Origin of the sequence: Clostridium sp. C105KSO13, from assembly GCF_001517425.1 — a bacterium.
In the GTDB taxonomy this organism is placed as follows: domain Bacteria; phylum Bacillota; class Clostridia; order Lachnospirales; family Lachnospiraceae; genus Muricomes.
In genome coordinates, this window is the sequence record NZ_FBWL01000155.1 from 1 (window position 1) to 24,926 (window position 24,926).

Consider the following 24,926-nt stretch of genomic DNA (forward strand, 5'->3'; position numbering starts at 1 on the left):
TTACTGTTCATATCACTGGAATCTCTTCCAGTGATGGGTGCATCTTAAAAGATGCTGTTCTTAAAAATTTTCTCATTTAGAAATTTTCAAGGGTTTGTTGTCTATTGTTTAATTATCAAGGTTCTTTAGTGCTTGTCGCTGTTGTTCTTGCGAGTCAGCTTAACTATAGTATCATTTGTCATATACATTTGTCAATAGCTTTTTTGAACTTTTTTGACATTTTTTAATTAACACTGTCATATACTATATTTGGTCTAATTATTGACGCTTTTTTGTCCTATTTACAACAAAAATAATATATAAGAACTTCTCTTTGTAACCAGAAGTTCTAGAAACGTCAAAACGGAGAAAGAGGGATTTGAACCCTCGCGCCGGTTTCCCGACCTACACCCTTAGCAGGGGCGCCTCTTCAGCCTCTTGAGTATTTCTCCTGATTCTGAATTATACCTGTATTTTACTGATACAGGGCTATTTAAATTTATCCACGCAACAGCGCAAAACTTATTATACTAAACAGATTCTTCAATGTCAACGCTTAATTTGTAACTTTTCCATTATTTTGCTGTTTTGTGATAGATTTATAAAAATGCCTTTTTTTTATGCTGGAAAGTTTGTGAATATTCTGAAAATGGTCAGTAAAAGGGGCAGTCCCCCTTTTTTTCTTTTTGTGTTATCATAGAAGCATTCACAGTTGGTTTATAAAAGTCACCTGAGCTGTAATAATTTTTTTTGGAGGTTTGTGATAATGGCTGATAGGAATATAACATATTGTTCAGAGATTAATATGGAAGAACTTCAAAAGGATGCTGTTGAAATTTTTAACTCTGGTTTTGCCTGTTCAGAGTCAATTGTTTTTGCGATCCGCAAACATTTTCATCTTAATTTATCGGATGATGCAATTGCCATGAGTTCTGGTTTTCCCTGGGGACTGGGAGGCGGAGGATGTGTTTGCGGTGCCCTGGCAGGCGGAACTATGATTCTGGGATATTTTTTTGGACGCACAACTCCCGGAGACCCAAAAATTACAAAGTGTTTTGAACTTACAAATGAGCTGCATGATTATTTTAAGAAATCCTGCGGCGGAACATGCTGCCGGATTTTGACAAGAGGGATGGATAAAATCTCTCCTGAAAGAAAGTCACAATGTACATCTTTTGTTTCTGAGACAGTGAAAAAAACATCGGAGATTATACTGAGAGAAATGCTCATTTCATGATGCTGATTAGTATATGGAAAATCCAAAGTTCTTTCCATAAGTATTTTCCATATACTAATCTAATGTGCCAAAGATATAAAGCTTATCATGATTTCCGTTTTTTATCAAAATATTTGTCTGCTGCTTTTTTTGCTGCTTCTGTTGAATAATTCCATTTTCTCCATGAACTTTCTTTATTCCTTATTTCTGTAAAATATTTTTCTATCTCTGAACTCAGATATGAATCATTATTCACTATTTCTTCCTCATTTATATTTTCTATCACAGGGGCCGCATCCAAGGATATGCCATATATCAAATACATAACATCCTCATATTTTATATTATCCCAGTGTTTTATATTATACTCTGCAATAATTTTATCCACTTTTGCAAAAGATAAAATGATATAAGAAACAGCAGCTACAATTGTTATATATTTGAATAAATTAAATTTTACTCTAAAAATACTTAACATAACACCAAACATGACCAATATCATTACTCCAAGGAACCAAAGTACAAGTATTCTTAGAAATGTAAAATAATAGATTCTTATATATAAAGCCATTCTGTACGCAGCTGATAATGTCATAATGCATGTGCATATTGATATAATTAGCAAAATAGCTTTTAAAATCTTGTTTTCTTTAAAAATATTCTTGCAGACAATCACTGTTACAATATTAATGATGCTTACCACTATCAGCTGCCAAAACCCGGAATGTGCATATTCTGAATATGTTATTCCTTTGGGTAATGAACTGCCGACTCTTAGAAATAAAAAACATATTTGGATAATAGAATAAAATATATATATTGCAGCAAGAATTCCAGAAAATGTAATTCCTGCTACCGGATTTTTATTTGCTTTTTCTTTTTCCTTAGAATAAGCAAAATTCATTCCTGATAATGCTGTAAAAAATGAATATAATATAGAGCAACCGAAGAGGAATGTAAATAGAATTCCAAATTCTCTGGTAAATTTAAAAAGCTCAAGAACCCTTCCAAAATACTGAGCAAAAATCTTATCTGAGTAAACAAGAAGTGGCAGCACAAGTAATAAAAACGCTATTGCAGCTAACATACCTATTATAATAGATTTTATTATTCTATTTTTTTCTTTTTGGGTCCTGCTTCTTTTGTATTTTATTCCATGTGTAATCGGAGTAAGAACAGAAGCAATGGTTTTTCCACACAATATCAAAATGTTTTTAACATATTTAACAATATCCCAGTCTTTAGGTTCATCTATCTGTTGAATCATTGATGTCATTAGAAGTAATAAAATACCTGCCAAATTAAAAAAATGAAAAAATGCATTACCAGTCATGACAGTAGATATTCCTAAAAGTATCATACCTAAAGCATACAGGTAAAAATCTTTGTGTATAATTACTCCTGTTCTTTTCAAAAATAAAAAAGCTGCAAAAACTGTAGCTGCTATACAAAAAGGAAAGGTAATTCCTGACAAGTTTTTATAAAGGCAAATTGTGAATATAATCCCGTATATTCCACATAGGCTTATTAGATAAAGATAATCTTCTTCTATTTTACTGACAGATATTTTCTCCATAAAATGCTCGCTCCTATATTATAAATCCTTTTTTTTGTCTTCTTCATCATTTATATACTCTAAAATATCACCCGGCTGACAGTCCAAAGTTTTACAAATCACTTCTAGTGTTGAGAATCTAACTGCCTTTGCCTTATTATTTTTAAGAATTGATAGATTAGCCATTGTAATATCTACCTCATGTGACAGTTTCGTCATGCTCATTTTTCTTTTTGCCATCATAACATCCAGATTAACTATAATAGACATACCATTCCTCCTAAATTGTCAAATCGTTCTCTTTCTTATACCTTACAGCCTCTTCGAATACACAGGCCAAAACACAACTGAATATTCCTGCTATAAAGAAAGTAAGAATAATCACAAAGGTTACTGGTGTAGGAAGAAAAAGTAGTTCTATAATAAATAGTATTGAAATAATTAAACTTACTTTTCCCATTAATTTTAAACTTTTCACATTGTTATCCACAAAACAATTCTGATCGATTACTGTTTTAATCATTTTTCGAAGCTGATTCAAAATTGTAACACCACATATACCGGCCAATCCATAAATAATAAGCATGGGCCAGAACTTTTCTGTAACATCCGGGAAAAATTGTTTTCCCGCAATCTTTAAAATCAAAGGTAGCCCTAAAATAACAATAATACCTGAATAAAACATGAACCCTAACAATAAATTTGTAAACCTGATTAATTTTTCCTTACCCATAGAAAAACCCTCCCCGAAATATTTTTGTTATCTTTTTTATTTTTATAGTATCACGATTAGTTGTGTTTTTCAATATATTATTATTGACTTTCGATAAATTTTTATTGTTTTTTAATTTGATACGTGGATTAACCTTAAAGGTCCCAATAAGGAAACAAAAAAGATTGCTACTGTAAAAGTAACAATCTTCTTTGTTTACCAGGATACAACTCATGGCTTATATATGAAATTTAACTTAATCCCGGTCTGGGGGTGAATCGTAAAAACTGCATTTGAATTTACAACTGTGGACCATAAAACCTTGCATCTTTTTATGATTAATTTCCTATTTATTATTCACAAAGTATTCTGAAAGTGGAACTCAAAAGGGTCAGTTCCCTTTTTCCTCTTCATCTTCGGATATTTCTACTTGTTCCCCGTCAATTTCAGCAGAGGCTTTTCTTACTTTTGCTACACTTGCTACTTTTTCACCTTCGGGAAGGTTGATCAGCTTCACACCTGATGTGATACGACCAAGCAATGAAATGTCAAAACACTGCATACGGATTATGATTCCTTCTGTGTTGATAATCATTATCTCGCTGTCTTCCTCTACGGATTTCATTCCAACTACGTTTCCGGTTTTTTCGGTAATCTTATAACATTTTACTCCTTTACCGCCGCGGTTTTGTTTTGTAAACTCATCTAGACTGGTACGCTTGCCCATTCCTTTTTCGGATACGATTAATAGTTCTGACCCCTGGGTGCTCATCTGCATTGCTATAACTTCGTCTCTGTCACTTAAATTCATGCCGCGCACTCCCATGGAGGTTCTTCCTGTTGCCCGGACATCTTTTTCACTGAAGCGAATACACTGACCGTACATAGTTACAAGGATTATATCCTCATTATTGTCGGTAACCTTAACTTCTATAAGTTTATCATCTTCGCGGAGCGTAATTGCCGCTAGACCCGTTTTTCTTACGTTGGCATAATCCTTTATCGGTGTTTTCTTAACAAGTCCCTTTTCTGTAGCCATGAACAGATATTTACCATCCACATATTCTTTGATTGGAATCATGGCTGTTATTTTTTCATCGGGCATGAGCTGCAGTAGATTAATAATTGCTGTTCCTCTTGCCGTGCGGCTGGCTTCCGGAATCTCATATCCCTTTAATCTATAGACACGCCCTGTATTGGTAAAGAACATAATATAGTGGTGTGTCGATGTGATAAACAATTCTTCGATATAATCTTCATCTAGTGTCTGCATCCCCTTGATACCTTTACCACCACGATTCTGACTTTTAAAAGTATTAACAGTCATACGCTTAATATATCCAAGTCTGGTCATCGCAATAATTATATTTTCGCGAGGAATTAAATCTTCCATGGAAATATCGAACTCATCAAATCCTATTGAAGTTCGTCTATCATCTCCATATTTGTCGGATATAACGAGAATTTCTTTTCTTATAACCCCAAGCAGCAATTTCTTATCTGCAAGAATAGCTTCTAATTCACCAATTTTCTGCATCAATTCTTTGTATTCATTTTCCAGTTTTTCTCTTTCCAAACCAGTCAATGCACGGAGACGCATATCCACAATTGCCTGAGCCTGCACATCCGATAAATCAAACTTTAACATTAATTCGTCTTTTGCAGCCTGTACGTTCTGTGAACCTCGGATAATTCTTATGACTTCGTCAATATTATCTAAGGCAATAAGTAATCCCTGTAAAATATGTGCTCTTTCCTTTGCTTTGTTGAGCTCATATTTTGTTCTTCTGGTCACTACATCTTCCTGATGTTTCAGATAACATTTAAGCATATCCAAAATGTTCATTACTTTTGGTTCGTTATCCACAAGCGCAAGCATAATAACACCAAAGGTGTCCTGAAGCTGTGTATGTTTGTAAAGCTGATTCAGCACAACATTTGGATTAACATCCCGCCGTAGTTCTATACAAATTCTCATACCTTCACGGTTAGACTGATCTGATAAATCTGTGATACCGTCAATTCTTTTGTCTCTTACTAATTCTGCTATTTTTTCTATCAGTCTTGCCTTATTGACCATGTAGGGAAGCTCTGTTACAATAATCCGATTTTTTCCATTACCCATGGGTTCTATATTGGTGATAGCCCGCACCCTTATTTTTCCACGTCCCGTTCTGTAAGCTTCCTCAATTCCCCTTGTTCCCAAAATTTCAGCACCTGTCGGAAAATCTGGTCCTTTTACAATATGAAGTATATCCTCAATTGTAGTTTCTCCACTTTCATCAATCATATCATCAATAATTTTGACGACAGCTCCTATAACTTCTCTCAGATTATGAGGAGGTATATTTGTAGCCATTCCAACTGCAATGCCAGAAGTTCCATTTACCAACAGATTAGGAAATCTGGCCGGAAGAACAATCGGTTCCTTTTCTGTCTCATCAAAGTTAGGTACAAAATCAACGGTATCTTTATTGATGTCTGCAGTCATTTCCATAGAAATCTTGCTGAGGCGTGCCTCTGTATAACGCATGGCAGCTGCACCGTCTCCGTCCACTGAACCAAAGTTACCATGTCCGTCAACCAGAGGATATCTGGTTGACCATTCCTGAGCCAGATTTACCAGTGCACCATAAATAGAACTGTCACCATGAGGGTGATATTTACCCATTGTATCTCCGACAATACGTGCACATTTACGGTGAGGTTTGTCAGGTCCATTATTCAATTCTATCATAGAATACAGAATTCTTCTCTGCACAGGCTTTAATCCATCCCTTACATCAGGCAGAGCACGGGCAGCAATTACACTCATGGCATAATCAATATAAGAGTTTTCCATTGTTTTCTTCAGATCAACTTCATGGACTTTATCAAAAATATTATCTTCCATTTTTATATCCTTTCTTTTATGTTGAGCGGATAGGCAAAATACTCAAAAGTAACTGTCTTCCACTTCAATATTTTCTTAAATGTCTAAGTTCTTCACGTACTTGGCATTTTCTTCAATGAATTCTCTTCTTGGCTCTACTTTATCTCCCATAAGTGTAGTAAAGGTCAAATCTAATTCGGAAGAGGTCTCTTCATCCATTGTAACTCTTAAAAGAACTCTGTGTTCTGGAGCCATGGTCGTCTCCCATAGCTGTTCCGCATCCATCTCTCCAAGACCTTTATAACGCTGGATTTTGTTGTTTCCATCCCTTCCCACTTCTGTCAGTATCTTACTTAACTCATCATCACTGTATGCATACCATTCCTTTTTATTCTTTTCAAGTTTATAAAGAGGAGGCTGTGCCAGATAAACATGTCCGTCCTTAATTAAATCAGGCATAAAACGATATAAAAATGTCAGCAGCAAGGTACTTATATGTGCCCCGTCCACATCAGCATCTGTCATAATGATGATCTTATGATAACGAAGTTTGGTGATATCAAAATCATCATGTATTCCTGTTCCAAATGCGGTGATCATAGCTTTAATTTCTGCATTTGCATATATTTTGTCAAGTCTTGCTTTCTCCACATTAAGTATCTTACCCCTTAGAGGAAGGATAGCCTGGGTAGCTCTGTCTCTGGCTGTCTTTGCTGATCCACCGGCAGAATCACCCTCGACAATATAAATTTCACAGTTTTTAGGATCCTTATCAGAACAATCCGCAAGTTTTCCAGGCAGGGACATACTTTCCAGAGCAGATTTACGTCTGGTTAAATCTCTTGCCTTTCTTGCAGCCTCTCTTGCTCGCTGCGCCATCACAGATTTGTCAACTATCATCTTAGCCACACTTGGATTCTGCTCAAGGAAAATTTCAAGCTGTGTGCTGATAATATTGTCTACTGCCCCTCTTGCCTCACTGTTTCCAAGTTTCTGCTTTGTCTGTCCCTCAAACTGAGGATCTTCAAGTTTCACACTGATAATAGCAGTCAGACCTTCCCGGATATCCTCACCGGATAAGTTTGCCTCATTATCTTTCAGCAATTTATTTTTCCTTGCGTAGTCATTAAATGTCTTTGTCAGGGCATTGCGGAATCCTACTATATGTGTGCCTCCTTCAGGTGTTGTAATATTATTTACAAATCCGTAAGTATTGTCACTATAGGAATCATTATGCTGCATGGCAACTTCCACCGCAACATTATCTTTCATTCCCTCGCAATAAATAATGCTTTCATAAAGAGGTGTTTTGCTGCGATTCAGATAACTGACAAATTCCTTGATTCCACCTTCATAGTGAAATGACTTTTCTATTATTTCATCTTCTCTTTCATCTCTGAGAACAATTTTAAGTCCTTTTGTCAGGAATGCCATTTCTCTGAAACGCTGTTTCAAAGTATCAAAATCAAATGTGGTTTCTTCAAAGATCTCATCATCCGGTAAAAAAGTTACCTTCGTACCTGTCTTTTCTGAGTCACATTTTCCCACAACTTTTAATTTATCAACAACTTTTCCACGTTCGTAGCGCTGTTTATATATACTTCCTTCATTGTAAATTTCTACTTCCAGCCATTGTGAAAGAGCATTTACAACAGACGCACCGACTCCGTGCAGACCTCCTGATACCTTATATCCCCCACCACCGAACTTTCCACCGGCATGCAGAATGGTAAAGACAACTTCCACTGCAGGAAGTCCTGATTTATGATTTACTCCCACAGGAATTCCACGTCCGTTATCAATAACTGTAATTGAATTTTCTTTATTTATATTTATAAGAATTTTATCACAATATCCAGCCAGTGCCTCATCTACGGCATTGTCAACAATTTCATATACCAGATGATGGAGTCCTCTTGCAGAAGTGCTGCCGATATACATCCCCGGTCTTTTTCTTACCGCTTCCAATCCCTCTAATATTTGGATTTGATCAGCCCCATATTCAGCATCAAATTCTGTACCTGTTGCGCCCATTTAAAAACCTCCTAATTCTCTTCTGCTACCTGTCCATTTTTCACATGGAATATTTTATTAATAGAAAATCGATGATTCACAAACTCATCTAAACCAGTACATGTAATTACAGTTTGTATATCATGAATACTATCCAATAAGTAGTTTTGCCTGTGTTTATCCAATTCAGACAATACATCATCCAACAATAATACCGGTGTCTCTTTAATTAACATTCTGACCAGTTGTATTTCTGAGAGTTTCAGGGACAGCGCAGCCGTACGCTGCTGTCCCTGGGAACCAAATTTTCTGATATCAAGATTGCCTTCCTTAAAAGATAAATCATCTCTGTGGGGGCCTACAGAGGTACTCTTCAACCTCATATCTCTTTCTCTGTTTTTCTTCAGCGCCTGCTCAAAAGTTAAATTTCCTACACTGCTTTCGTATTCCAGAAATATATGTTCTTTTCCTCCTGTCAGTCGATAATGGATATCAGAGATTATATCATTTAGCTGTTTTATAAAAGTTTTCCTGCACTCTGTTACTTTTGTTCCATATTCAGCCAACTGTGTATCCCATATATCAAGCGTTTCTATGAGATTATGCTGCCTGTCAATATCTTTAAGCAGAGAATTCCTCTGATTTATGATTCGATTATAACTGGAAAGATTGCTGAGATAAATTTTATCGAGCTGAGATAATTCCAGATCAATAAATCTCCTTCGGCCTGAAGGCCCTTCTTTGATAATATTCAAATCTTCCGGAGAAAAAAATACAAAATGAATAATCCCAAATAATTCGCTTGCTTTTCGAATTGGAATTTTATTCACTGCAATTCCTTTGGGACTATTCTTCTTCAAATGCATGTCAATCTGGTATTCCATTCCTTTTTTAATAACGATGGTCTCCAAATGTGCTTCATCATGTTCAAACTTAATTAAATCTCTGTCTTTTGTGCCCCTGTGCGATTTAGTTGTACCGGACAGATACAGGGCTTCCAGGATATTTGTCTTTCCCTGTGCATTATCACCATAAAAAATATTTGTCTGAGTATCAAGAGTCAAATCTAACAAATCATAATTTCTGTAATTCTTTAGTTTTAAAGATTTGATTACCATAATTTCTCCATCAGTGTGTAATTATTCTACACTTTTTCAGACTATTTTTCAATTTTTATTTTCTGACCGCCAAATTCAACACTGTCTTTGTCGTATAATTTTCGGCCTCTTCTTGTCTCTTTCTCACCATTTACATATACTTGTCCATCCTGGATAATTTCCTTCGCCTCCACACCTGAATCAGCCATACCGGCAGCTTTCAGTGTCTGACCCAGTTTGATAAATTTTTCACCTTCACGCAATTTAATAATTTCCATACTTAAAATCCTCTCTTATGCAACCGCATTAAAATTAACTGGAAGAATTAAATAAATATAACTTTCATCATCGTTCTTAATAAAACATGGTGCCTTGGCATTCATAAAATATAAATCAACTTCCTCATCGTCAATTACCCGAAGTGCATCAATCAAAAACTTAGGATTAAAACCTATCAACAGGTCTCTTCCTTCTTTTGTTATAAAAATCTCCTCATCCATAGAACCAATCTGAGACTTAATCTTTAGTTCCATAGCTTCATCCCTGATATCAATGATAATTGGTTTTTTATCCCCTTCTTTGGTCAGTAAAGTAGCCCTGTCAATACAATCTAAAAGTTCCCTTTTATTAATCCTTACCTTTGTCTCATAATCACTGGATAACATCTGATTTATTTTAAAATAATCTCCCTCTATCAGCCTGGATACAACAACCGTTTTATCAAACTCAAAAACAATATGATTTTTTGTAAATGAGATATCTACATTAACATCAGCTTCTCCGCCTATAATCTTGCTGATCTCCTGAAGAGTTTTTCCAGGAACAATTACTTTTCTCGTGGAATATTCTTCTTTCAGTTCAATTTTGCGGATTGAAATTCTGTGTCCGTCCAGAGAAACAACTTTTAAAATATTATTCTCTATCTCAAACAATTCGCCTGTCATCATTTTATTTGTATCATTATCAGCGATAGAAAAAATTGTCTGACGGATGATTTCCTTCAGTGTAAATTCGGAAACTGTAATGTAATTTTCTTTTTCAATTACCGGAAGATAAGAAAAATCTTCTCCCGACTGAGCTGCAATATTAAACTTTGCCTTTTCACAGGTTATAATAGCCTGGTTAGATTCATCCGTTCTTATAGTTACATCATTATCGGGAAGCTTTCGAACGATTTCTGAAAATATCCTTGCATTTAAAGCAATAATTCCTCTGTCGGCAATTTCACCTTCAATTTGTGTCTCAATACCAAGTTCCATATCATTTGCAGTCAGTTTTATGTTATCGGTGGAAGCATCAATTAGGATACATTCTAGAATAGGCATTGTTGTTTTAGTCGGAACTGCTTTGGATACAATACTAACTCCTTTTACAAGATTTGATTTTGAACAAATAATTTTCATATGTGGTAACTCCTTTCAAATGTCATGGTGGATTAAATTTTCCGCCGCTTTTTTATAGATAAATATATAAATCAATTTAGCCTTCTTAGTAATAGGGGCTGTAGATATGTTGATAACTGCTTCAAAGCCCTTAAAATAAAGGGAATGTCCATAATGAAAACTCTGTAGAAAGATATTTAAAATTGATGGGATAAGGTGGGGATAATTTTAAGGGTTCATCCCGCCTGCTTTTTATGAACTTCATAATCCACATTGTTTTAACATAGTTACCCACATCTTTTTAAAAGAAATGTGAATTATGAACATCCTCAAATGCGGTTTTAAATGTTTTCTAAGTGTTAAACAGGGTTAATTTTCTTCTTTATAATATTGACAGTGTTGTTAAGTGCCTCATCTACTGTTATTTCATGGGCAATTTTTTTAACACCGTGACTGACAGAAGCATGATCTTTTCCTCCCAGAATAATACCTATTGTTTTAAGAGGGGTCTCTGTCATAGTCCGGCAGAGATACATAATAATCTGACGGGGAAGGACTATTTCGGCACTTCGTTTTTTACCTTTAAGTTCAGGGATAGGTACATTAAAATGTTCAGAAACAACATCTATAATTAATTCAGGTGTAACTTCTCTGTTTGAATCGGGGGAAACCATATCTTTTAAAGCTTCCGCTGCAAGTGGTATATCAATTGGCTTGTTCTCAAGGTTAGCCAATGCTATCAATTTATTTAAAGAACCTTCCAGTTCCCTGATGTTTGATTTAATATTATTTGCTATGTACTGAAGCACATCGTCCGGAATATGATAACGTTCTAATCCATCCAATTCTTCCTTCTTTCGGAGAATAGCCATTCTGGTTTCATAGTCAGGAGAAGAGATATCAGCTATCAATCCCCATTCGAAACGGGTACGAAGTCTTGCTTCTAGTGTCTCAATATCTTTAGGAGGCTTATCACTGGATATGATAATCTGTTTTCCGGATACATGAAGATGATTAAAAGTATGGAAGAACTCTTCCTGGGTACTTTCTTTTCCAATAATAAATTGTATATCATCAATGAGAAGTACATCATTGTTTCTATATTTTTCACGGAACGTAGTCATTGCAAGTTCATTTCCAGTTTTACCTATTTTTAATGAATCAATCAATTCATTAGTAAAGGTTTCACTTGTCACATAAAGAACTTTCTTTGTAGGGTCATTCTCTAAAATGAAATGCGCTATAGAATGCATAAGGTGTGTTTTTCCCAACCCTACTCCACCATATATGAAAAGGGGATTGTAAATTTCACCGGGGGACTCAGACACAGCCAGGGAAGCTGCATGCGCAAAACTGTTATTACTACCCACCACAAAAGTATCAAATGTATATTTGGAATTTAAATTTGCGTTTGCAAATATTGCATTTGACTTTTTCTTTTTAACAGCTTTCTCTTTCTTCTTCTTAATAATAAGATTATCTTCTATTACAAAGGAAATTTCATATTCTTTACCGGTTACCTCTGCAACACATACTTTAAAAGGGAGAAGATACTTGTCCTCTATATGTTCCAGGCTTGCTTTAAGTTTCACAAGAATATAGACAGTATCCTCTGTAACTTCATATACGGTCAACGGCGCAATCCATGTATTGTATGCAATATTTGATGAGCAATATTCAGATTTCATCTTATTTAAGATTTGATCCCAACTTTTTTCTACAACGTTCATTCATAATACCCCTAATCAATATAATAGAGAGATATATGCAATCTCTCCACTACAGTTTACATCAAAAAGGCCTGATAAGCAATGGAAAAAGGTGTGTATAACTTTATGCACAAGTTAACCTCATGTGATTAAACCCAAAAAGTAAAAAAATAAAATTTATCTACACGTTATCCCATAGTTATTAACACTTTATCCACAGGTTATTAACATAAGGATTTTGCATTAATTATAATAATTTTTTAAAAATGCCCCTAATATCTTGACTTACCGTTATTTTTTGAATATAATTAGACGCAGTGTCTTTGTAGGAAAAGGACAACTTTTAAATGAAAATAATTGTAAATACTTTATTATAAGTATCTCAATCAAAGGGAGGTGTATTTGTAATGAAAATGACATTTCAGCCAAAGAAAAGACAAAGATCTAAAGTTCATGGTTTTAGGGCAAGAATGAGCACACCGGGCGGAAGAAAAGTATTAGCTGCCAGGAGAGCAAAAGGAAGAAAACAGTTATCAGCTTAGGCCGCATCTATGTGGCCTTTTCTTCTATTAAAAGCAAAGAGGTTATCAATGAAATTTTCCGAATCTTTAAAACAAAATAAAGATTTTCAGGTTATCTACAAAAACGGAAAATCCTATGCAAACAGGTATCTTGTAATGTATGTGAAAAAGAACATTCTTGGAAAAAACAGACTTGGTATTTCCGTAAGTAAGAAAGTAGGAAATAGTGTGGTCAGACATCATCTGACGAGACTAATTAGAGAAAGCTATCGGCTTCAAGAAGAACATTTCCAATGTGGTTTTGATATTATTGTGATTGCAAGAGTAAGTGCAAAAGAAAAAGATTATCATGAAATTGAGAGTGCACTTATCCATTTGGGAAAACTTCATGAAATATATAAAACTTATCAGCAGTCATGATAAGTTTTCAGTTTCGGTGTAGTATGTAAATACCGTGACGTTCTTTAAGTCAAAGAGCCCGCAGCAAGCTGACGGGGAATAAAAGGAGTGATGCAGTTGAAGCGCATTTTTATATGGCTAATCAGATTCTACCAGAAGTATTTGTCCGGATTGAAAACACAATATCATTGTATTTATTCGCCAACATGTTCACAGTATGGTATTGAGGCGATTGAAAAATATGGTGTTTTAAAGGGCGGTGCTCTTACAGTCTGGAGAATTCTGCGCTGCAATCCATTTGCAAAGGGTGGATATGATCCGGTACCTTAAGGAGGATAAAAAATGTATGGAATTTTAGCGGCAGGTTATGGAGACTGGCCGATTATCAGACAGATTTCCTGGCTTATGGGAAAACTGATGAATGGAATCTATGTTGTAATGGACAACGTATTTAATGTGCAGAACATAGGCGTTTGTATTATTATATTTACGATTATTATATACACATTAATGATTCCACTTACAATTAAACAACAAAAGTGGTCAAAAATGTCCTCTATTATGAATCCTGAAATTCAGAAAATTCAGAAGAAGTATGCGAATAAAAAAGACCAGGCAACCATGCTAAAACAGCAGGAAGAGATGCAGATTATTTATGAAAAATATGGAACTTCGCCTACGGGTGGATGTCTTCCAATGCTGATTCAGATGCCCATTCTTTTTGCACTGTATCCGGTAATTCAAAATATACCAAAATATGTAGATAGTGTAAAAGCAGTATATATGCCTGTTGTAAATCAGATTATGTCTGTTAATGGCTTCCAGAAGATTATGGAGAAGATCGGGGAAGCAAAACCCGTTCTTATGAACCCAGGAAACTATGATTATTCAAAAGCAGATACATTGGTTCAGGTGTTATATAAATTCCAGGATTCCACATGGAATACACTGGTAGATAAAATGCCTTCTCTGGAGAGTATTGTAACTACGACAACGCAGACAATGGGGCATTTGAATAGCTTTATTGGCATCAATATAGGTGAAGCTCCATTTACAATGCTGTCGGCTGCAGTTAAGAATTTTTCAATTGCAGGAATTATTGCAGCTGTTATTATTCCTGTTTTGGCAGGACTTACACAGTTTTTAAGTGTAAAGCTGCAGCCACAGCCGGAAGTTGATACAGATAGTAATCCTATGGCAAATTCGATGAAGACGATGACATATACAATGCCTTTGATATCTGTATTTATGGGATTTACACTTCCTGCAGGTCTTGGTCTTTACTGGGCAATCAGTGCTGTTGTAAGATCAGTGCAGCAACTGGCGATTAATAAATATCTGAATAAGAAATCAGTTGATGACTTAATAGAAGAAAATCAAAAAAAAGCTGCTAAGAAGCGTGAGAAAAAAGGAACATCAGCGAAAACTATCAATAAAATGGCTACAACCAGCACAAGAAATGTAGAAGATAAGAAAAAAACAAAGATGTCGGACGCTGAAAGAGAAGAGAGGCTTCAAAGTGCCAGACAAAAGACAAAGAATGCAAAATCAGGAAGTCTTGCTTCGAAAGCTAATTTGGTCAGCAGATATAACAATGGTCAGAAAATATCTGATAAAGAATAAAAGGATCAGTGGAGAAGAGTAAGCATAGAAAGGGAGGATTCAGGATGAACGGCAGTATCAGAGTATCAGCAAAAACAGTGGATGATGCAATTACAGAGGCAATGATTCAGTTAAGTGTTACTAGTGACAGACTGGAATACGAGGTAATTGAAAAAGGAAGTTCTGGTTTTCTTGGAATTGGTATGAAGCAGGCAGTAATTGAAGCTAGAAGGAAACCGGAACCTGTAAAAGATGAACCTGAAACCCAGAAAAAAGAAGATGATTACAAGAAGAATCAAGAACCTGTTAAAGAGATTAAAAAGAGTGAAAATACTGCACCCGTAAAACATGAAACAGAACTAGCTGAAGTGAAAGATGGAACAAGAGAAGCGGTTGTATCCTTTCTAGGAGATACATTGAAAGCAATGGGAATGACAGTGAAGCTAAAATCTGAGGTTGATTCAGACGGTGCCTTTGGCGTGGAAATGAGCGGAGATAATATGGGCATCCTCATTGGAAAACGTGGACAAACTTTGGATGCTCTGCAGTATCTGGCAAACAGGGTAGCTAATAAAAATCAAGAGGGCTATGTCCGTGTAAAGCTGGATACAGAGAACTACAGATCAAGAAGAGAAGAAACTCTGAAAAATCTTGCAAAAAATATTGCTTATAAAGTAAAGCGTTCAAGGAGACCAGTATCATTGGAACCTATGAATCCTTATGAGAGAAGAATTATTCATGCTGCACTTCAATCTGACCCGTATGTAACTACACACAGCGAAGGTGAAGAACCTTATAGAAAAGTCGTTATTACATTGAAAAGATAAAAATATGAAGCGAAAGAGGACGTTTCTGCTTCACGGAGGCTTTCGTGAAACAGCAGACGTCCTTTTATGTAGGAGAGATAAATGAAGAGAGATACAATTGCTGCAATTTCAACCGGAATGACAAATTCAGGTATCGGTATTGTACGCATTAGCGGCTCCGAAGCATTTCAGATTGCTGATCGTATATATAAGGGGAAAGGCAGGCTTTCGGAGGCTGAAAGCCATACAATCCATTATGGATTTATCAGGGACAGGGAAGAAACCATAGATGAGGTACTTGTTATGCTGATGCGTTCTCCTAGGACCTTTACAGGAGAAGATACTGTAGAAATTAATTGCCACGGAGGAACTTATGTGGTAAAACGTGTATTGGAGACAGTCATTAAAAACGGCGCAAGACCTGCAGAACCTGGAGAATTTACAAAAAGATCTTTTTTAAATGGAAAGATAGATTTATCACAGTCAGAAGCTGTAATTGATTTGATTACAGCGAAAAATGAATATGCACTTCAGAGTTCAATGAGTCAGCTTAAAGGAAGTGTAAAGAAAAAAATAAAAGATATAAGAAACAAAATAATTTATCAAACAGCATTTATAGAAACTGCTTTGGATGATCCTGAACACATTAGCATAGATGGATATGATGAGAAACTAAAAACTGTTATTAATGATATCTTAGTAGAATTGGAGCATTTAGTTAAATCTTCTGACAGTGGAAGAATCATGAAAGAGGGAATACAGACTGTTATTGTCGGAAAACCAAATGTGGGAAAATCTTCTCTTTTAAATATTCTTTCAGGAAGAGAAAGAGCCATTGTGACGGATATAGAGGGTACGACGCGCGATGCTCTGGAAGAGCAGATTCAGCTGAATGGCCTAACATTAAATATGGTTGATACGGCCGGTATAAGAGAGACTGATAATATTATAGAGAAAATTGGTGTAGATAAAGCGCGTGATTATGTAAAAAACGCTGATCTTATCATTTTTGTTGTGGATGCTTCGAGAGACCTGGATCAAAATGATGAAGACATTATCCGCTTGATAGAGAGTAAAAATACTATTATTCTTTTAAATAAGTCCGATTTAAATACTATTGTAACGAAAGAAATCCTGCAAAATTCGATAAAAAAAATCCTTATATCGAATAAAAATGAAAGAATAAATTCAAAAACCATTCCAATGATTGATATATCGGTAAAAGAAGAATATGGATTCCGGGAATTCGAGGATATCTTAAATTCTATGTTTCTGAAGAAAAAAGTATCTTTTAATGAAGAAATATATATAACAAATATCAGACATAAAGCAGCACTTATAGATGCTCGGGAAAGTTTGAAAAGGGTAATTGACAGTATTGAAAATCAGATGCCAGAAGACTTTTTCTCTATCGATTTGATGGATGCCTATGAATCATTGGGAAATATAACAGGGGAAACGTTAGGAGAAGATTTAGTAAATGAAATATTCAGCAAATTCTGTATGGGTAAGTAAAGACGAATATGATATTGTCGTGATAGGAGCAGGACATGCAGGCTGCGAAGCTGCTCTTGCTGCGGCTAGACTCGGTTTTAAAACTATTATGTTTACAGTAAGTATAGAAAGTATTGCATTGATGCCCTGCAATCCGAATATTGGAGGAACATCAAAAGGTCACCTGGTCAGGGAAATAGATGCTCTGGGAGGAGAGATGGGAAAAGTAATAGATAAAACCTTTATACAGTCCAAGATGCTAAACCAATCAAAAGGACCGGCTGTACATTCTTTGCGTGCACAGGCAGATAAGTCAAATTATAGCAGAACAATGCGCAGGGTACTGCAGGATCAAAAAAACCTGGATATACGTCAAATGGAAGTAACTGATTTACTGGTGGAAAATGAAAAAATAACAGGTGTACAGACCTATTCGGGTGCAATTTATCCATGTAGTGCTGTTATACTTTGCACCGGAACATATTTGAAGTCCAGATGCATTTTTGGTGATGTTAGCACCTATACAGGACCAAATGGTCTACAGTCCGCGAATTACCTGACAGATAGTTTAAGGTCAATTGGAGTTAAAATGTATCGCTTTAAGACAGGGACACCTGCAAGAATTGATAAAAATTCTATTGATTTTAGTAAAATGCAGGAACAAAAAGGTGATGAGAGAGTTGTTCCATTTTCTTTTACTACAAATCCTGATGATGTGCAGATAGATCAGGTATCCTGCTGGCTTACTTATACAAATGAAAAAACGCATAAAATAATACGAAAAAATCTGGACAGATCTCCGCTTTATTCCGGAAAAATTGAAGGAACCGGACCAAGATATTGTCCATCAATTGAAGATAAAGTTGTGAAATTTTCTGATAAAGATAGACATCAGGTGTTTATTGAGCCTGAAGGAACGGATACAAATGAAATGTACATTGGAGGTATGTCAAGTTCAATGCCGGAAGATGTTCAATATGCCATGTATCGAAGTGTATCAGGATTAGAACAGGCGAAGATTGTAAGAAATGCATATGCAATTGAATATGATTGTATAGATGCAAGACAGTTAAAAAACACCCTTGAATTTAAGAAAATAGAAGGACTGTTTAGTGCAGGTCAATTTAATGGAAGTTCAGGATATGAGGAGGCAGCTGCCCAGGGATTAATAGCGGGTATTAATGCGGCAAGAAAGTTACAGGGAAAACAGGGAATAATAATTGATCGTTCGCAAGGTTATATAGGAGTACTGATTGATGATCTTGTTACAAAAGAAAGTCATGAACCATATCGAATGATGACATCAAGGGCTGAATATAGATTACTTTTAAGGCAAGACAATGCAGATATGAGACTGACAAAAATAGGATATGATGTTGGACTTATAAATGAGAATCGATATCAGAAACTAATTAAAAAGAAAGAAGCAATTGATGAGGAGATTTGTAGGGTTGAGCATACAAATATAGGTACGTCTGAGACAGTACAAAAATTATTAGAATCACTTGGGAGTACTTTACTTTCATCAGGAACTACTCTGGCAGAATTGATTAGACGACCTGAACTTTCATATGAAATACTTGCACCGATTGATATAAAAAGAAGAAAACTTGAATCCGATGTAGAGGAACAGGTAAATATTAATATAAAGTATGATGGATATATTAAAAGACAAAAAAAACAGGTGGAGCAGTTTAAAAGATTAGAGAAAAAGATAATTCCACAAGGAATCAATTATGATGAGGTGAAAGGTCTCCGCATTGAAGCAAAACAAAAACTGACGGAGGTACGTCCATCATCGATCGGTCAGGCATCAAGAATTTCTGGGGTGTCCCCGGCAGATATTTCGGTACTTTTAGTTTATCTTGAAAGTAAATAGATAATGCATCAGCATTTGGGAGAAAATGAATGGAAAATAAATTCGAAAACCAGCTAAACAAATTGGACATTCAATTAGATGAAAAACAAAGATGGCAGTTTAAAAGATATTATGAACTTCTAACCGAGTGGAATAAGTTTATTAATCTCACAACAATAACAGATTATGATGAGGTAAATGAAAAACATTTTGTTGATAGTCTTGCTATTGCTAATATAATTAACTTCAGAAAAACAAAAAATGTGATAGACGTAGGTACCGGAGCAGGTTTTCCTGGAATACCTCTTAAAATAGTTTTTCCACAGCTGAATGTAGTTTTACTAGATTCTTTAAATAAAAGAATAAAATTTTTAAGTACAGTAAAAAAAGAATTAGAATTAAATAATATAGAAGTATTACATGGAAGAGCTGAGGAGTATGCAAAACAAGAGGACTATAGAGAAAAATTCGAATTATGTGTATCAAGAGCAGTTGCAAACTTATCTACCTTATCTGAATATTGCATTCCATATCTTGAAGTAGGAGGTACATTTATATCTTATAAATCTGGAAATATAGAGGAAGAACTACAGAATTCAAGAAAAGCAATAAAGGTGTTGGGGGGTGAATTAGAAGATAATATAAAGTTTCAGTTACCTGGGACAGATATAAACAGATCATTTATAAAGATAAAAAAAAGAGAAAACACAAGGAAAAAATATCCACGAAAAGCAGGAACACCCGCTAAGGAACCAATATAGTTAATCAGATAGATATAAAAAGGAGGATGCAGAAGCATTCCCCTTTTTACAATTATTCATCAATTTCAAATAATATCTTTATCTGATCTACAAATTTATCAGGCATTTCCATTTGAGGTAAGTGTTTTGTTTTATTAACTTCTATAATTTCAATAGAAGGAAGCTGATTCTGATATTGACTGGCTACCAGTATATTTTCTGGATTAGAATTTCCAACTATAATAAAAATACTATTATTTATTTCCTTAAGGCAATGTATGATGTTCGCATTTGTATATCTTGATTTTATACTGGAGTATAAATATTTTGAACGAGTATTGTATTTATGTGATGCTTCAAAATATGTAAGTATACTTCTTTCATCGATTTTATTTTGGTCATAGTAATAACCAAATCGGAAATTTTCATCAATTGATCTTTTATTAACCAACATATTATAAATAAATGTACCTATAATGGGTGTATTTATAATATAGCGTACCATTTTAGTACGCTTTGTTGGTATTTTTGCAAGAGTAATAAGACTTTGAGGATTTACCATCATAACTTTATTAATTACTGTGTTATCGTTTGCACATGCCATCAAAACAAATGAACCAGATTCTCCGGTACATATAATATCTGTCTTTTTACAAATAACATGTTTAATGAAATCAGTAATTAATTGAACATATAAAAAGTTGGTGTAAGTTAAATTAGGTTTAGCTGAACGACCACATCCAAGTAAATCTATGGTGTAGACAGTATTGGTTTGTGATAATGTATCCACTATTTTATTCCATTCATAAGCAGAACTAGCAACATCTAAATCATGGACCAGTAAAATAGGAGACCCAACCCCTTGTTTTGTATAGAATATACGGCCAAATCTCCAGTCATAATATTGTTCATCTTTATGGAACAGAAGGTTATCTATAGTAGAAATATGATGAACCAATCGATTAACAACATGCATAATTCCAATTGTTGTACCACTAAGAAGAACACATGAAGTAAGCTTTTTCTTCCAACTCAAAATACCACCTCTTTCTGAATTTATATCTATTATTATACTACATCCAGAGAAGCAATTAAAGTAAAAATATATTTATTTGTATACAGAGTTAATATGTTTTGCGTGGTTTATAATGTTTCACGTGAAACATTATAGATAGTAAATATTTTTACAAAAAAATATGTTTCACGTGAAACATTATATAGATATAAAAATGAAAAGATGATATAATAGTAGAGTATTCACTGAAAGGAGTACTAAAATGGGAAGGATTATAGCAATTGCTAACCAAAAGGGTGGTGTAGGAAAGACAACGACAGCTATTAATCTATCATCTTCGCTTGCAACACTTGGAAAAAAAGTTTTAGCTTTGGATATGGATCCACAGGGTAACATGACAAGTGGGCTTAGTATAGACAAAATGGAAATTGAAAATAGTGTTTATGATTTGATTATTGGCAATGTTGAAATTGAAGAGTGTCTTCAAAGAGAGGTATTTGAGAATCTTGATGTTCTTCCGTCAAACATTGACCTATCAGCAGCTGAGATTGAATTAATTGGAGTTGAAAACAAAGAATATATTATAAAGAGCGAAGTTAAAAAGATTAAAGAAAACTATGATTTTATAATAATTGACTGTCCTCCTGCATTGAGCATGCTCACCATTAATGCCATGACAACAGCAGACTCTGTGCTTGTTCCAATTCAATGTGAATATTATGCTCTTGAAGGACTAAGTCAGCTGATTCATACTATAGAACTAGTACAGGAAAGATTAAACCCAACTTTAAAAATAGAAGGTGTTGTTTTTACAATGTATGATGCAAGAACTAATCTTTCATTACAAGTTGTGGAAAATGTAAAGGATAACTTAAGCCAAAACATTTATAAAACCATTATACCGAGAAATATTCGCCTGGCAGAAGCACCAAGTTATGGGATACCTATAAATTTATATGATCCAAAATCTTCAGGATCAGAAAGTTATATGTTATTGGCTGAAGAAGTGATTCAAAAAGGAGAAAAATAAAAAATGGCGGTGAAAAGAAACGGGCTTGGTAAAGGACTAGATAGTTTAATTCCTGACAAAAGCGAAAAGCTGTCGAAAAATCCTATAAAGACAGAAATTATCAAGCAATCGACTAAGTATGAAAAAGTAAGTAGTACTGGAGAAATATTATTAAAAACTAATAAAGTAGAGCCTAACCGGGATCAGCCAAGAAAAGATTTTGATGAAGATGCATTATTGGAATTAGCAGATTCTATTAAGCAGTTTGGAGTACTTCAGCCCTTAGTTGTACAGAAAAAAAACGATTATTATGAGATTATTGCCGGAGAAAGAAGATGGCGTGCAGCAAAGCTGGCAGGACTTAAAGAAATACCTGTAGTTATAAAAAAATATACAGATCAGGAAATAGTAGAAATATCCCTGATAGAAAATATTCAGAGAGAAAATTTAAATCCGATAGAAGAAGCAATGGCTTATAAGCGCCTGTTGGAAGAATTTAGTCTTAAACAAGATGAGGTTGCGGAGAGAGTTTCAAAGAGTAGAACAGCAGTTACCAACTCTATGCGCCTTCTAAAATTATGTGACAAAGTACAACAAATGGTTGTAGATGATATGATTACAACTGGTCACGCAAGGGCATTGCTGGCAATTGATGATGAAGAACAGCAATATTTAATAGCAAATAAGATTTTTGATGAAAAACTTAGTGTGCGAGAAACAGAAAAACTAGTTAAAGCTCTGAAGAATACGAAAAGGGCAGCAAAAGAAGAAAAAACAAAAAATAAATTTATTTATGATGATTTGGAAGAAAAAATGAAAAACATTGTGGGGACTAAAGTAAATGTAAATCAAAAGGCCAATGGAAAAGGACGAATAGAAATCGAATACTATTCTCAGGAGGAACTCGAACGTATATTCGATTTAATTATGAGTATATCCGATTAGCATATATAATATGGGGGGAGAATAAAAGAATAAAGTATCTTTTCAGAACTAAGCTCGAAGAAGAACAGTTTTCTTTAACATTTAATTCTGAACAGTTACAAAATAAGGAGGCTTAAAATGAATAGTACTATATTAGGACGTATTGGAATTGATCCTGCATATTTACTCTTATTACTATTCTTAATCCAAGTACTATTGTTTGTACTGCTGGTGAGTATAAATATGAAGTATAACAGAATGAAGGCCAGTTATGCTTCGTTTATGAAGGGAAAAGATGGAAAGAATTTAGAAGAAAGCCTATTAGCAAGGTTTGAAGAAATAGATGAACTTGTTGAGACTACTAAAGAAAATAAGGCTGATATACAGAACATTTATAAAAAGATAAAATCAAATTATCAAAAGATAGGTATTGTCAAATATGATGCATTTCATGAAATGGGTGGTAATCTAAGTTTTGCATTGACTATGCTGGATGAAAATAACAATGGATGGATTTTGAATGCTATGCATAGCCGTGAAGGATGTTACACTTATATAAAAGAAATTGTAAATGGCCAAAGCTATATTGAACTGGCTGATGAAGAAACTGAGTCATTAGAAAGAGCAATTTACCAGGAAGACTATGATTTAAAAAAATAAACATAAAATATTAAAGGATGAAAGTATTGTAGGAGGATAAAATTATGTTAGATATTAAATTTGTTAGAATGAACCCAGATGTAGTCAAAAAGAATATCGTAAACAAATTTCAAGATGAAAAGCTGCCATTAGTTGATGAGGTTTTGGAATTTGATAAGAAAAATCGTGACATTAAGCAAGAAGTTGAGGCCTTAAGAGCAGAAAAAAATAAATCTTCTAAACAAATAGGTGCTATGATGGCACAGGGAAAAAAGGAAGAAGCAGAAACCTTAAAGCAGAAGATTGCAGAACACGCAGACAGAATAGAATCTCTTTCAGCGGCAGAAAAAGAAATTGAAGAGAACATTAAGAAAATCATGATGACAATTCCAAATATTATTGACCCATCAGTTCCCATTGGAAAAGATGATAGTGAAAATGTAGAACTGGAGAGATTCGGTGAACCAATAGTGCCAGAATTTGAAGTACCGTACCATACAGAAATCATGGAAAAATTTAATGGAATTGATTTGGACAGTGCAAGGCGTGTAGCAGGAAGTGGATTTTATTATTTAATGGGGGATATTGCACGTCTTCATTCAGCAGTTTTAGCTTATGCCAGAGATTTTATGATTAATAGAGGATTTATTTATTGTATTCCACCATATATGATTCGTAGTAATGTGGTTAATGGTGTTATGAGTTTTTCTGAAATGGATGCAATGATGTATAAAATTGAAGGTGAAGATTTGTATCTTATCGGAACTAGTGAGCATTCAATGATTGGTAAATTTATTGATACTCAGTTAGATGAAGTTGAGCTGCCTCAGACGTTGACCAGTTATTCTCCATGTTTCAGAAAGGAAAAAGGTGCTCACGGTGTAGAGGAGCGTGGTGTATATCGTATCCACCAGTTTGAAAAACAGGAAATGATAGTTGTTTGTAAGCCGGAAGAAAGTATGGAATGGTATGATAAATTGTGGAAAAATACAGTGGATTTGTTCCGCTCATTAGATATTCCGGTTCGTACTTTGGAATGCTGCTCCGGGGATCTGGCAGATTTAAAAGTAAAATCTGTCGATGTAGAGGCGTGGTCACCAAGACAGAAAAAATATTTTGAGGTGGGAAGCTGCTCCAATCTGGGAGATGCCCAGGCAAGAAGGCTCGGCATACGTGTAAAAGGTGAAAACAGCAAATATTTTGCTCATACATTGAATAATACAGTAGTAGCCCCTCCGAGAATGCTTATTGCGTTCCTCGAAAATAACCTTCAAGCAGACGGCTCTGTGAAAATACCGGAAGCACTTCAGCCATATATGGGAGGAAATAACGTTATTACTCCCCAAAAATAAAAATAGTTAATTGCAGTTCAGTCACACGTCTG

At 34.8% G+C, this 24,926-nt stretch carries 23 protein-coding genes and 1 tRNA gene; 13 read left to right on the forward strand and 11 right to left on the reverse strand.

Going from position 1 to position 24,926, the window contains the following annotated elements:
• Positions 1-343: 343 nt before the first annotated feature.
• A tRNA-Ser gene (locus BN3456_RS04755) sits at positions 344-431 on the reverse strand.
• A 314-nt stretch (positions 432-745) separates the two neighbouring features.
• Between BN3456_RS04755 and BN3456_RS04760 the strand changes: the two genes are divergently transcribed.
• Positions 746-1,216, forward strand: coding sequence for a C-GCAxxG-C-C family (seleno)protein (locus BN3456_RS04760; protein WP_089982996.1), 471 nt, complete (start codon positions 746-748; stop codon positions 1,214-1,216).
• A gap of 85 nt (positions 1,217-1,301) precedes the next feature.
• Here the strand turns inward: BN3456_RS04760 and BN3456_RS04765 are convergent, their stop codons facing one another.
• The 9 genes from BN3456_RS04765 to dnaA form a co-directional block, all read right to left on the reverse strand.
• Positions 1,302-2,771 (reverse strand): DUF4153 domain-containing protein, encoded by a 1,470-nt coding sequence (locus BN3456_RS04765; protein WP_089982997.1) that lies wholly within the window; start codon positions 2,769-2,771, stop codon positions 1,302-1,304.
• 18 nt (positions 2,772-2,789) lie between these two features.
• A complete protein-coding gene (locus tag BN3456_RS04770) occupies positions 2,790-3,020 on the reverse strand; it encodes a helix-turn-helix domain-containing protein (RefSeq protein ID WP_089982998.1) in 231 nt (76 codons plus the stop codon).
• A gap of 10 nt (positions 3,021-3,030) precedes the next feature.
• Positions 3,031-3,483 carry a DUF2975 domain-containing protein gene (locus tag BN3456_RS04775; RefSeq protein ID WP_089982999.1) on the reverse strand — a complete coding sequence of 151 codons (453 nt, stop codon included), beginning with the start codon at positions 3,481-3,483 and terminating at the stop codon, positions 3,031-3,033.
• Positions 3,484-3,853: 370 nt separating this feature from the next.
• Positions 3,854-6,355, reverse strand: coding sequence for a DNA gyrase subunit A (gyrA, locus tag BN3456_RS04780; RefSeq protein ID WP_089983000.1), 2,502 nt, complete (start codon positions 6,353-6,355; stop codon positions 3,854-3,856).
• Positions 6,356-6,430: 75 nt separating this feature from the next.
• Positions 6,431-8,368 (reverse strand): DNA topoisomerase (ATP-hydrolyzing) subunit B, encoded by a 1,938-nt coding sequence (gene gyrB, locus BN3456_RS04785; RefSeq protein WP_089983001.1) that lies wholly within the window; start codon positions 8,366-8,368, stop codon positions 6,431-6,433.
• Positions 8,369-8,379: 11 nt separating this feature from the next.
• Positions 8,380-9,465: a DNA replication/repair protein RecF gene (gene recF, locus BN3456_RS04790; RefSeq protein ID WP_089983002.1), complete on the reverse strand. Its 1,086-nt coding sequence runs from the start codon at positions 9,463-9,465 to the stop codon at positions 8,380-8,382.
• 41 nt (positions 9,466-9,506) lie between these two features.
• Positions 9,507-9,722: an RNA-binding S4 domain-containing protein gene (locus BN3456_RS04795; protein ID WP_089983003.1), complete on the reverse strand. Its 216-nt coding sequence runs from the start codon at positions 9,720-9,722 to the stop codon at positions 9,507-9,509.
• A gap of 15 nt (positions 9,723-9,737) precedes the next feature.
• On the reverse strand, positions 9,738-10,847 hold the full coding sequence (gene dnaN, locus BN3456_RS04800) for a DNA polymerase III subunit beta (protein WP_089983004.1): 1,110 nt from the start codon (positions 10,845-10,847) through the stop codon (positions 9,738-9,740).
• 338 nt (positions 10,848-11,185) lie between these two features.
• On the reverse strand, positions 11,186-12,556 hold the full coding sequence (gene dnaA / locus BN3456_RS04805; protein WP_089983005.1) for a chromosomal replication initiator protein DnaA: 1,371 nt from the start codon (positions 12,554-12,556) through the stop codon (positions 11,186-11,188).
• A gap of 386 nt (positions 12,557-12,942) precedes the next feature.
• Here dnaA and rpmH point away from each other — a divergent pair, with 386 nt between their 5' ends.
• The 8 genes from rpmH to rsmG all read left to right on the forward strand — a co-directional run bounded on the left by rpmH (position 12,943) and on the right by rsmG (position 19,976).
• On the forward strand, positions 12,943-13,077 hold the full coding sequence (rpmH, locus tag BN3456_RS04810; protein ID WP_089983006.1) for a 50S ribosomal protein L34: 135 nt from the start codon (positions 12,943-12,945) through the stop codon (positions 13,075-13,077).
• A 48-nt stretch (positions 13,078-13,125) separates the two neighbouring features.
• Entirely contained in the window at positions 13,126-13,476 is a 351-nt protein-coding gene (gene rnpA / locus BN3456_RS04815; RefSeq protein ID WP_089983007.1) for a ribonuclease P protein component, read from the forward strand.
• A 90-nt stretch (positions 13,477-13,566) separates the two neighbouring features.
• Complete coding sequence (gene yidD, locus BN3456_RS04820) at positions 13,567-13,785, forward strand: membrane protein insertion efficiency factor YidD (protein WP_347457827.1); 219 nt, start codon at positions 13,567-13,569, stop codon at positions 13,783-13,785.
• 12 nt (positions 13,786-13,797) lie between these two features.
• The gene (locus BN3456_RS04825; protein WP_089983009.1) at positions 13,798-15,078 is read left to right on the forward strand and encodes a YidC/Oxa1 family membrane protein insertase; all 1,281 of its coding nucleotides are present in this window, start codon (positions 13,798-13,800) and stop codon (positions 15,076-15,078) included.
• Positions 15,079-15,122: 44 nt separating this feature from the next.
• A complete protein-coding gene (gene jag / locus BN3456_RS04830; RefSeq protein ID WP_089983010.1) occupies positions 15,123-15,884 on the forward strand; it encodes an RNA-binding cell elongation regulator Jag/EloR in 762 nt (253 codons plus the stop codon).
• Between the two features lie 81 nt (positions 15,885-15,965).
• A complete protein-coding gene (gene mnmE, locus BN3456_RS04835; RefSeq protein ID WP_089983011.1) occupies positions 15,966-17,378 on the forward strand; it encodes a tRNA uridine-5-carboxymethylaminomethyl(34) synthesis GTPase MnmE in 1,413 nt (470 codons plus the stop codon).
• A complete protein-coding gene (gene mnmG / locus BN3456_RS04840) occupies positions 17,344-19,236 on the forward strand; it encodes a tRNA uridine-5-carboxymethylaminomethyl(34) synthesis enzyme MnmG (protein WP_089983012.1) in 1,893 nt (630 codons plus the stop codon). The genes mnmE and mnmG overlap by 35 nt, the downstream gene beginning before the upstream one ends.
• Positions 19,237-19,265: 29 nt before the next feature.
• Positions 19,266-19,976, forward strand: a complete 711-nt coding sequence (gene rsmG / locus BN3456_RS04845; RefSeq protein ID WP_089983013.1) for a 16S rRNA (guanine(527)-N(7))-methyltransferase RsmG — start codon at positions 19,266-19,268, stop codon at positions 19,974-19,976.
• A gap of 52 nt (positions 19,977-20,028) precedes the next feature.
• Here rsmG and BN3456_RS04850 read toward each other — a convergent pair whose 3' ends face one another.
• Positions 20,029-20,991 carry an alpha/beta fold hydrolase gene (locus BN3456_RS04850; protein ID WP_089983014.1) on the reverse strand — a complete coding sequence of 321 codons (963 nt, stop codon included), beginning with the start codon at positions 20,989-20,991 and terminating at the stop codon, positions 20,029-20,031.
• 241 nt (positions 20,992-21,232) lie between these two features.
• Between BN3456_RS04850 and BN3456_RS04855 the strand changes: the two genes are divergently transcribed.
• The 4 genes from BN3456_RS04855 to serS all read left to right on the forward strand — a co-directional run bounded on the left by BN3456_RS04855 (position 21,233) and on the right by serS (position 24,894).
• Positions 21,233-22,000 carry a ParA family protein gene (locus tag BN3456_RS04855; RefSeq protein WP_089983015.1) on the forward strand — a complete coding sequence of 256 codons (768 nt, stop codon included), beginning with the start codon at positions 21,233-21,235 and terminating at the stop codon, positions 21,998-22,000.
• A 3-nt stretch (positions 22,001-22,003) separates the two neighbouring features.
• Positions 22,004-22,924 carry a ParB/RepB/Spo0J family partition protein gene (locus tag BN3456_RS04860; RefSeq protein ID WP_089983016.1) on the forward strand — a complete coding sequence of 307 codons (921 nt, stop codon included), beginning with the start codon at positions 22,004-22,006 and terminating at the stop codon, positions 22,922-22,924.
• Positions 22,925-23,041: 117 nt separating this feature from the next.
• Complete coding sequence (locus tag BN3456_RS04865) at positions 23,042-23,563, forward strand: DUF4446 family protein (RefSeq protein WP_089983017.1); 522 nt, start codon at positions 23,042-23,044, stop codon at positions 23,561-23,563.
• A gap of 44 nt (positions 23,564-23,607) precedes the next feature.
• Positions 23,608-24,894 (forward strand): serine--tRNA ligase, encoded by a 1,287-nt coding sequence (gene serS / locus BN3456_RS04870; RefSeq protein ID WP_089983018.1) that lies wholly within the window; start codon positions 23,608-23,610, stop codon positions 24,892-24,894.
• The last annotated feature ends 32 nt before the right edge of the window (positions 24,895-24,926 follow it).

What these genes read in the sequence shown, in the direction of transcription:
- BN3456_RS04770 (WP_089982998.1), bottom strand. Translation starts at nt 3,020, where the DNA reads ATGTCTATTATAGTTAATCTGGATGTTATGATGGCAAAAAGAAAAATG.
- serS (WP_089983018.1), top strand. Translation starts at nt 23,608, where the DNA reads ATGTTAGATATTAAATTTGTTAGAATGAACCCAGATGTAGTCAAAAAG.
- rnpA (WP_089983007.1), top strand. Translation starts at nt 13,126, where the DNA reads ATGAAATTTTCCGAATCTTTAAAACAAAATAAAGATTTTCAGGTTATC.
- BN3456_RS04765 (WP_089982997.1), bottom strand. Translation starts at nt 2,771, where the DNA reads ATGGAGAAAATATCTGTCAGTAAAATAGAAGAAGATTATCTTTATCTA.
- BN3456_RS04865 (WP_089983017.1), top strand. Translation starts at nt 23,042, where the DNA reads ATGAATAGTACTATATTAGGACGTATTGGAATTGATCCTGCATATTTA.
- yidD (WP_347457827.1), top strand. Translation starts at nt 13,567, where the DNA reads ATGCAGTTGAAGCGCATTTTTATATGGCTAATCAGATTCTACCAGAAG.
- jag (WP_089983010.1), top strand. Translation starts at nt 15,123, where the DNA reads ATGAACGGCAGTATCAGAGTATCAGCAAAAACAGTGGATGATGCAATT.
- rsmG (WP_089983013.1), top strand. Translation starts at nt 19,266, where the DNA reads ATGGAAAATAAATTCGAAAACCAGCTAAACAAATTGGACATTCAATTA.
- BN3456_RS04775 (WP_089982999.1), bottom strand. Translation starts at nt 3,483, where the DNA reads ATGGGTAAGGAAAAATTAATCAGGTTTACAAATTTATTGTTAGGGTTC.
- recF (WP_089983002.1), bottom strand. Translation starts at nt 9,465, where the DNA reads ATGGTAATCAAATCTTTAAAACTAAAGAATTACAGAAATTATGATTTG.
- BN3456_RS04795 (WP_089983003.1), bottom strand. Translation starts at nt 9,722, where the DNA reads ATGGAAATTATTAAATTGCGTGAAGGTGAAAAATTTATCAAACTGGGT.
- gyrB (WP_089983001.1), bottom strand. Translation starts at nt 8,368, where the DNA reads ATGGGCGCAACAGGTACAGAATTTGATGCTGAATATGGGGCTGATCAA.
- BN3456_RS04860 (WP_089983016.1), top strand. Translation starts at nt 22,004, where the DNA reads ATGGCGGTGAAAAGAAACGGGCTTGGTAAAGGACTAGATAGTTTAATT.
- dnaA (WP_089983005.1), bottom strand. Translation starts at nt 12,556, where the DNA reads ATGAACGTTGTAGAAAAAAGTTGGGATCAAATCTTAAATAAGATGAAA.
- mnmE (WP_089983011.1), top strand. Translation starts at nt 15,966, where the DNA reads ATGAAGAGAGATACAATTGCTGCAATTTCAACCGGAATGACAAATTCA.
- dnaN (WP_089983004.1), bottom strand. Translation starts at nt 10,847, where the DNA reads ATGAAAATTATTTGTTCAAAATCAAATCTTGTAAAAGGAGTTAGTATT.
- mnmG (WP_089983012.1), top strand. Translation starts at nt 17,344, where the DNA reads ATGAAATATTCAGCAAATTCTGTATGGGTAAGTAAAGACGAATATGAT.
- rpmH (WP_089983006.1), top strand. Translation starts at nt 12,943, where the DNA reads ATGAAAATGACATTTCAGCCAAAGAAAAGACAAAGATCTAAAGTTCAT.
- BN3456_RS04825 (WP_089983009.1), top strand. Translation starts at nt 13,798, where the DNA reads ATGTATGGAATTTTAGCGGCAGGTTATGGAGACTGGCCGATTATCAGA.
- BN3456_RS04760 (WP_089982996.1), top strand. Translation starts at nt 746, where the DNA reads ATGGCTGATAGGAATATAACATATTGTTCAGAGATTAATATGGAAGAA.
- gyrA (WP_089983000.1), bottom strand. Translation starts at nt 6,355, where the DNA reads ATGGAAGATAATATTTTTGATAAAGTCCATGAAGTTGATCTGAAGAAA.
- BN3456_RS04855 (WP_089983015.1), top strand. Translation starts at nt 21,233, where the DNA reads ATGGGAAGGATTATAGCAATTGCTAACCAAAAGGGTGGTGTAGGAAAG.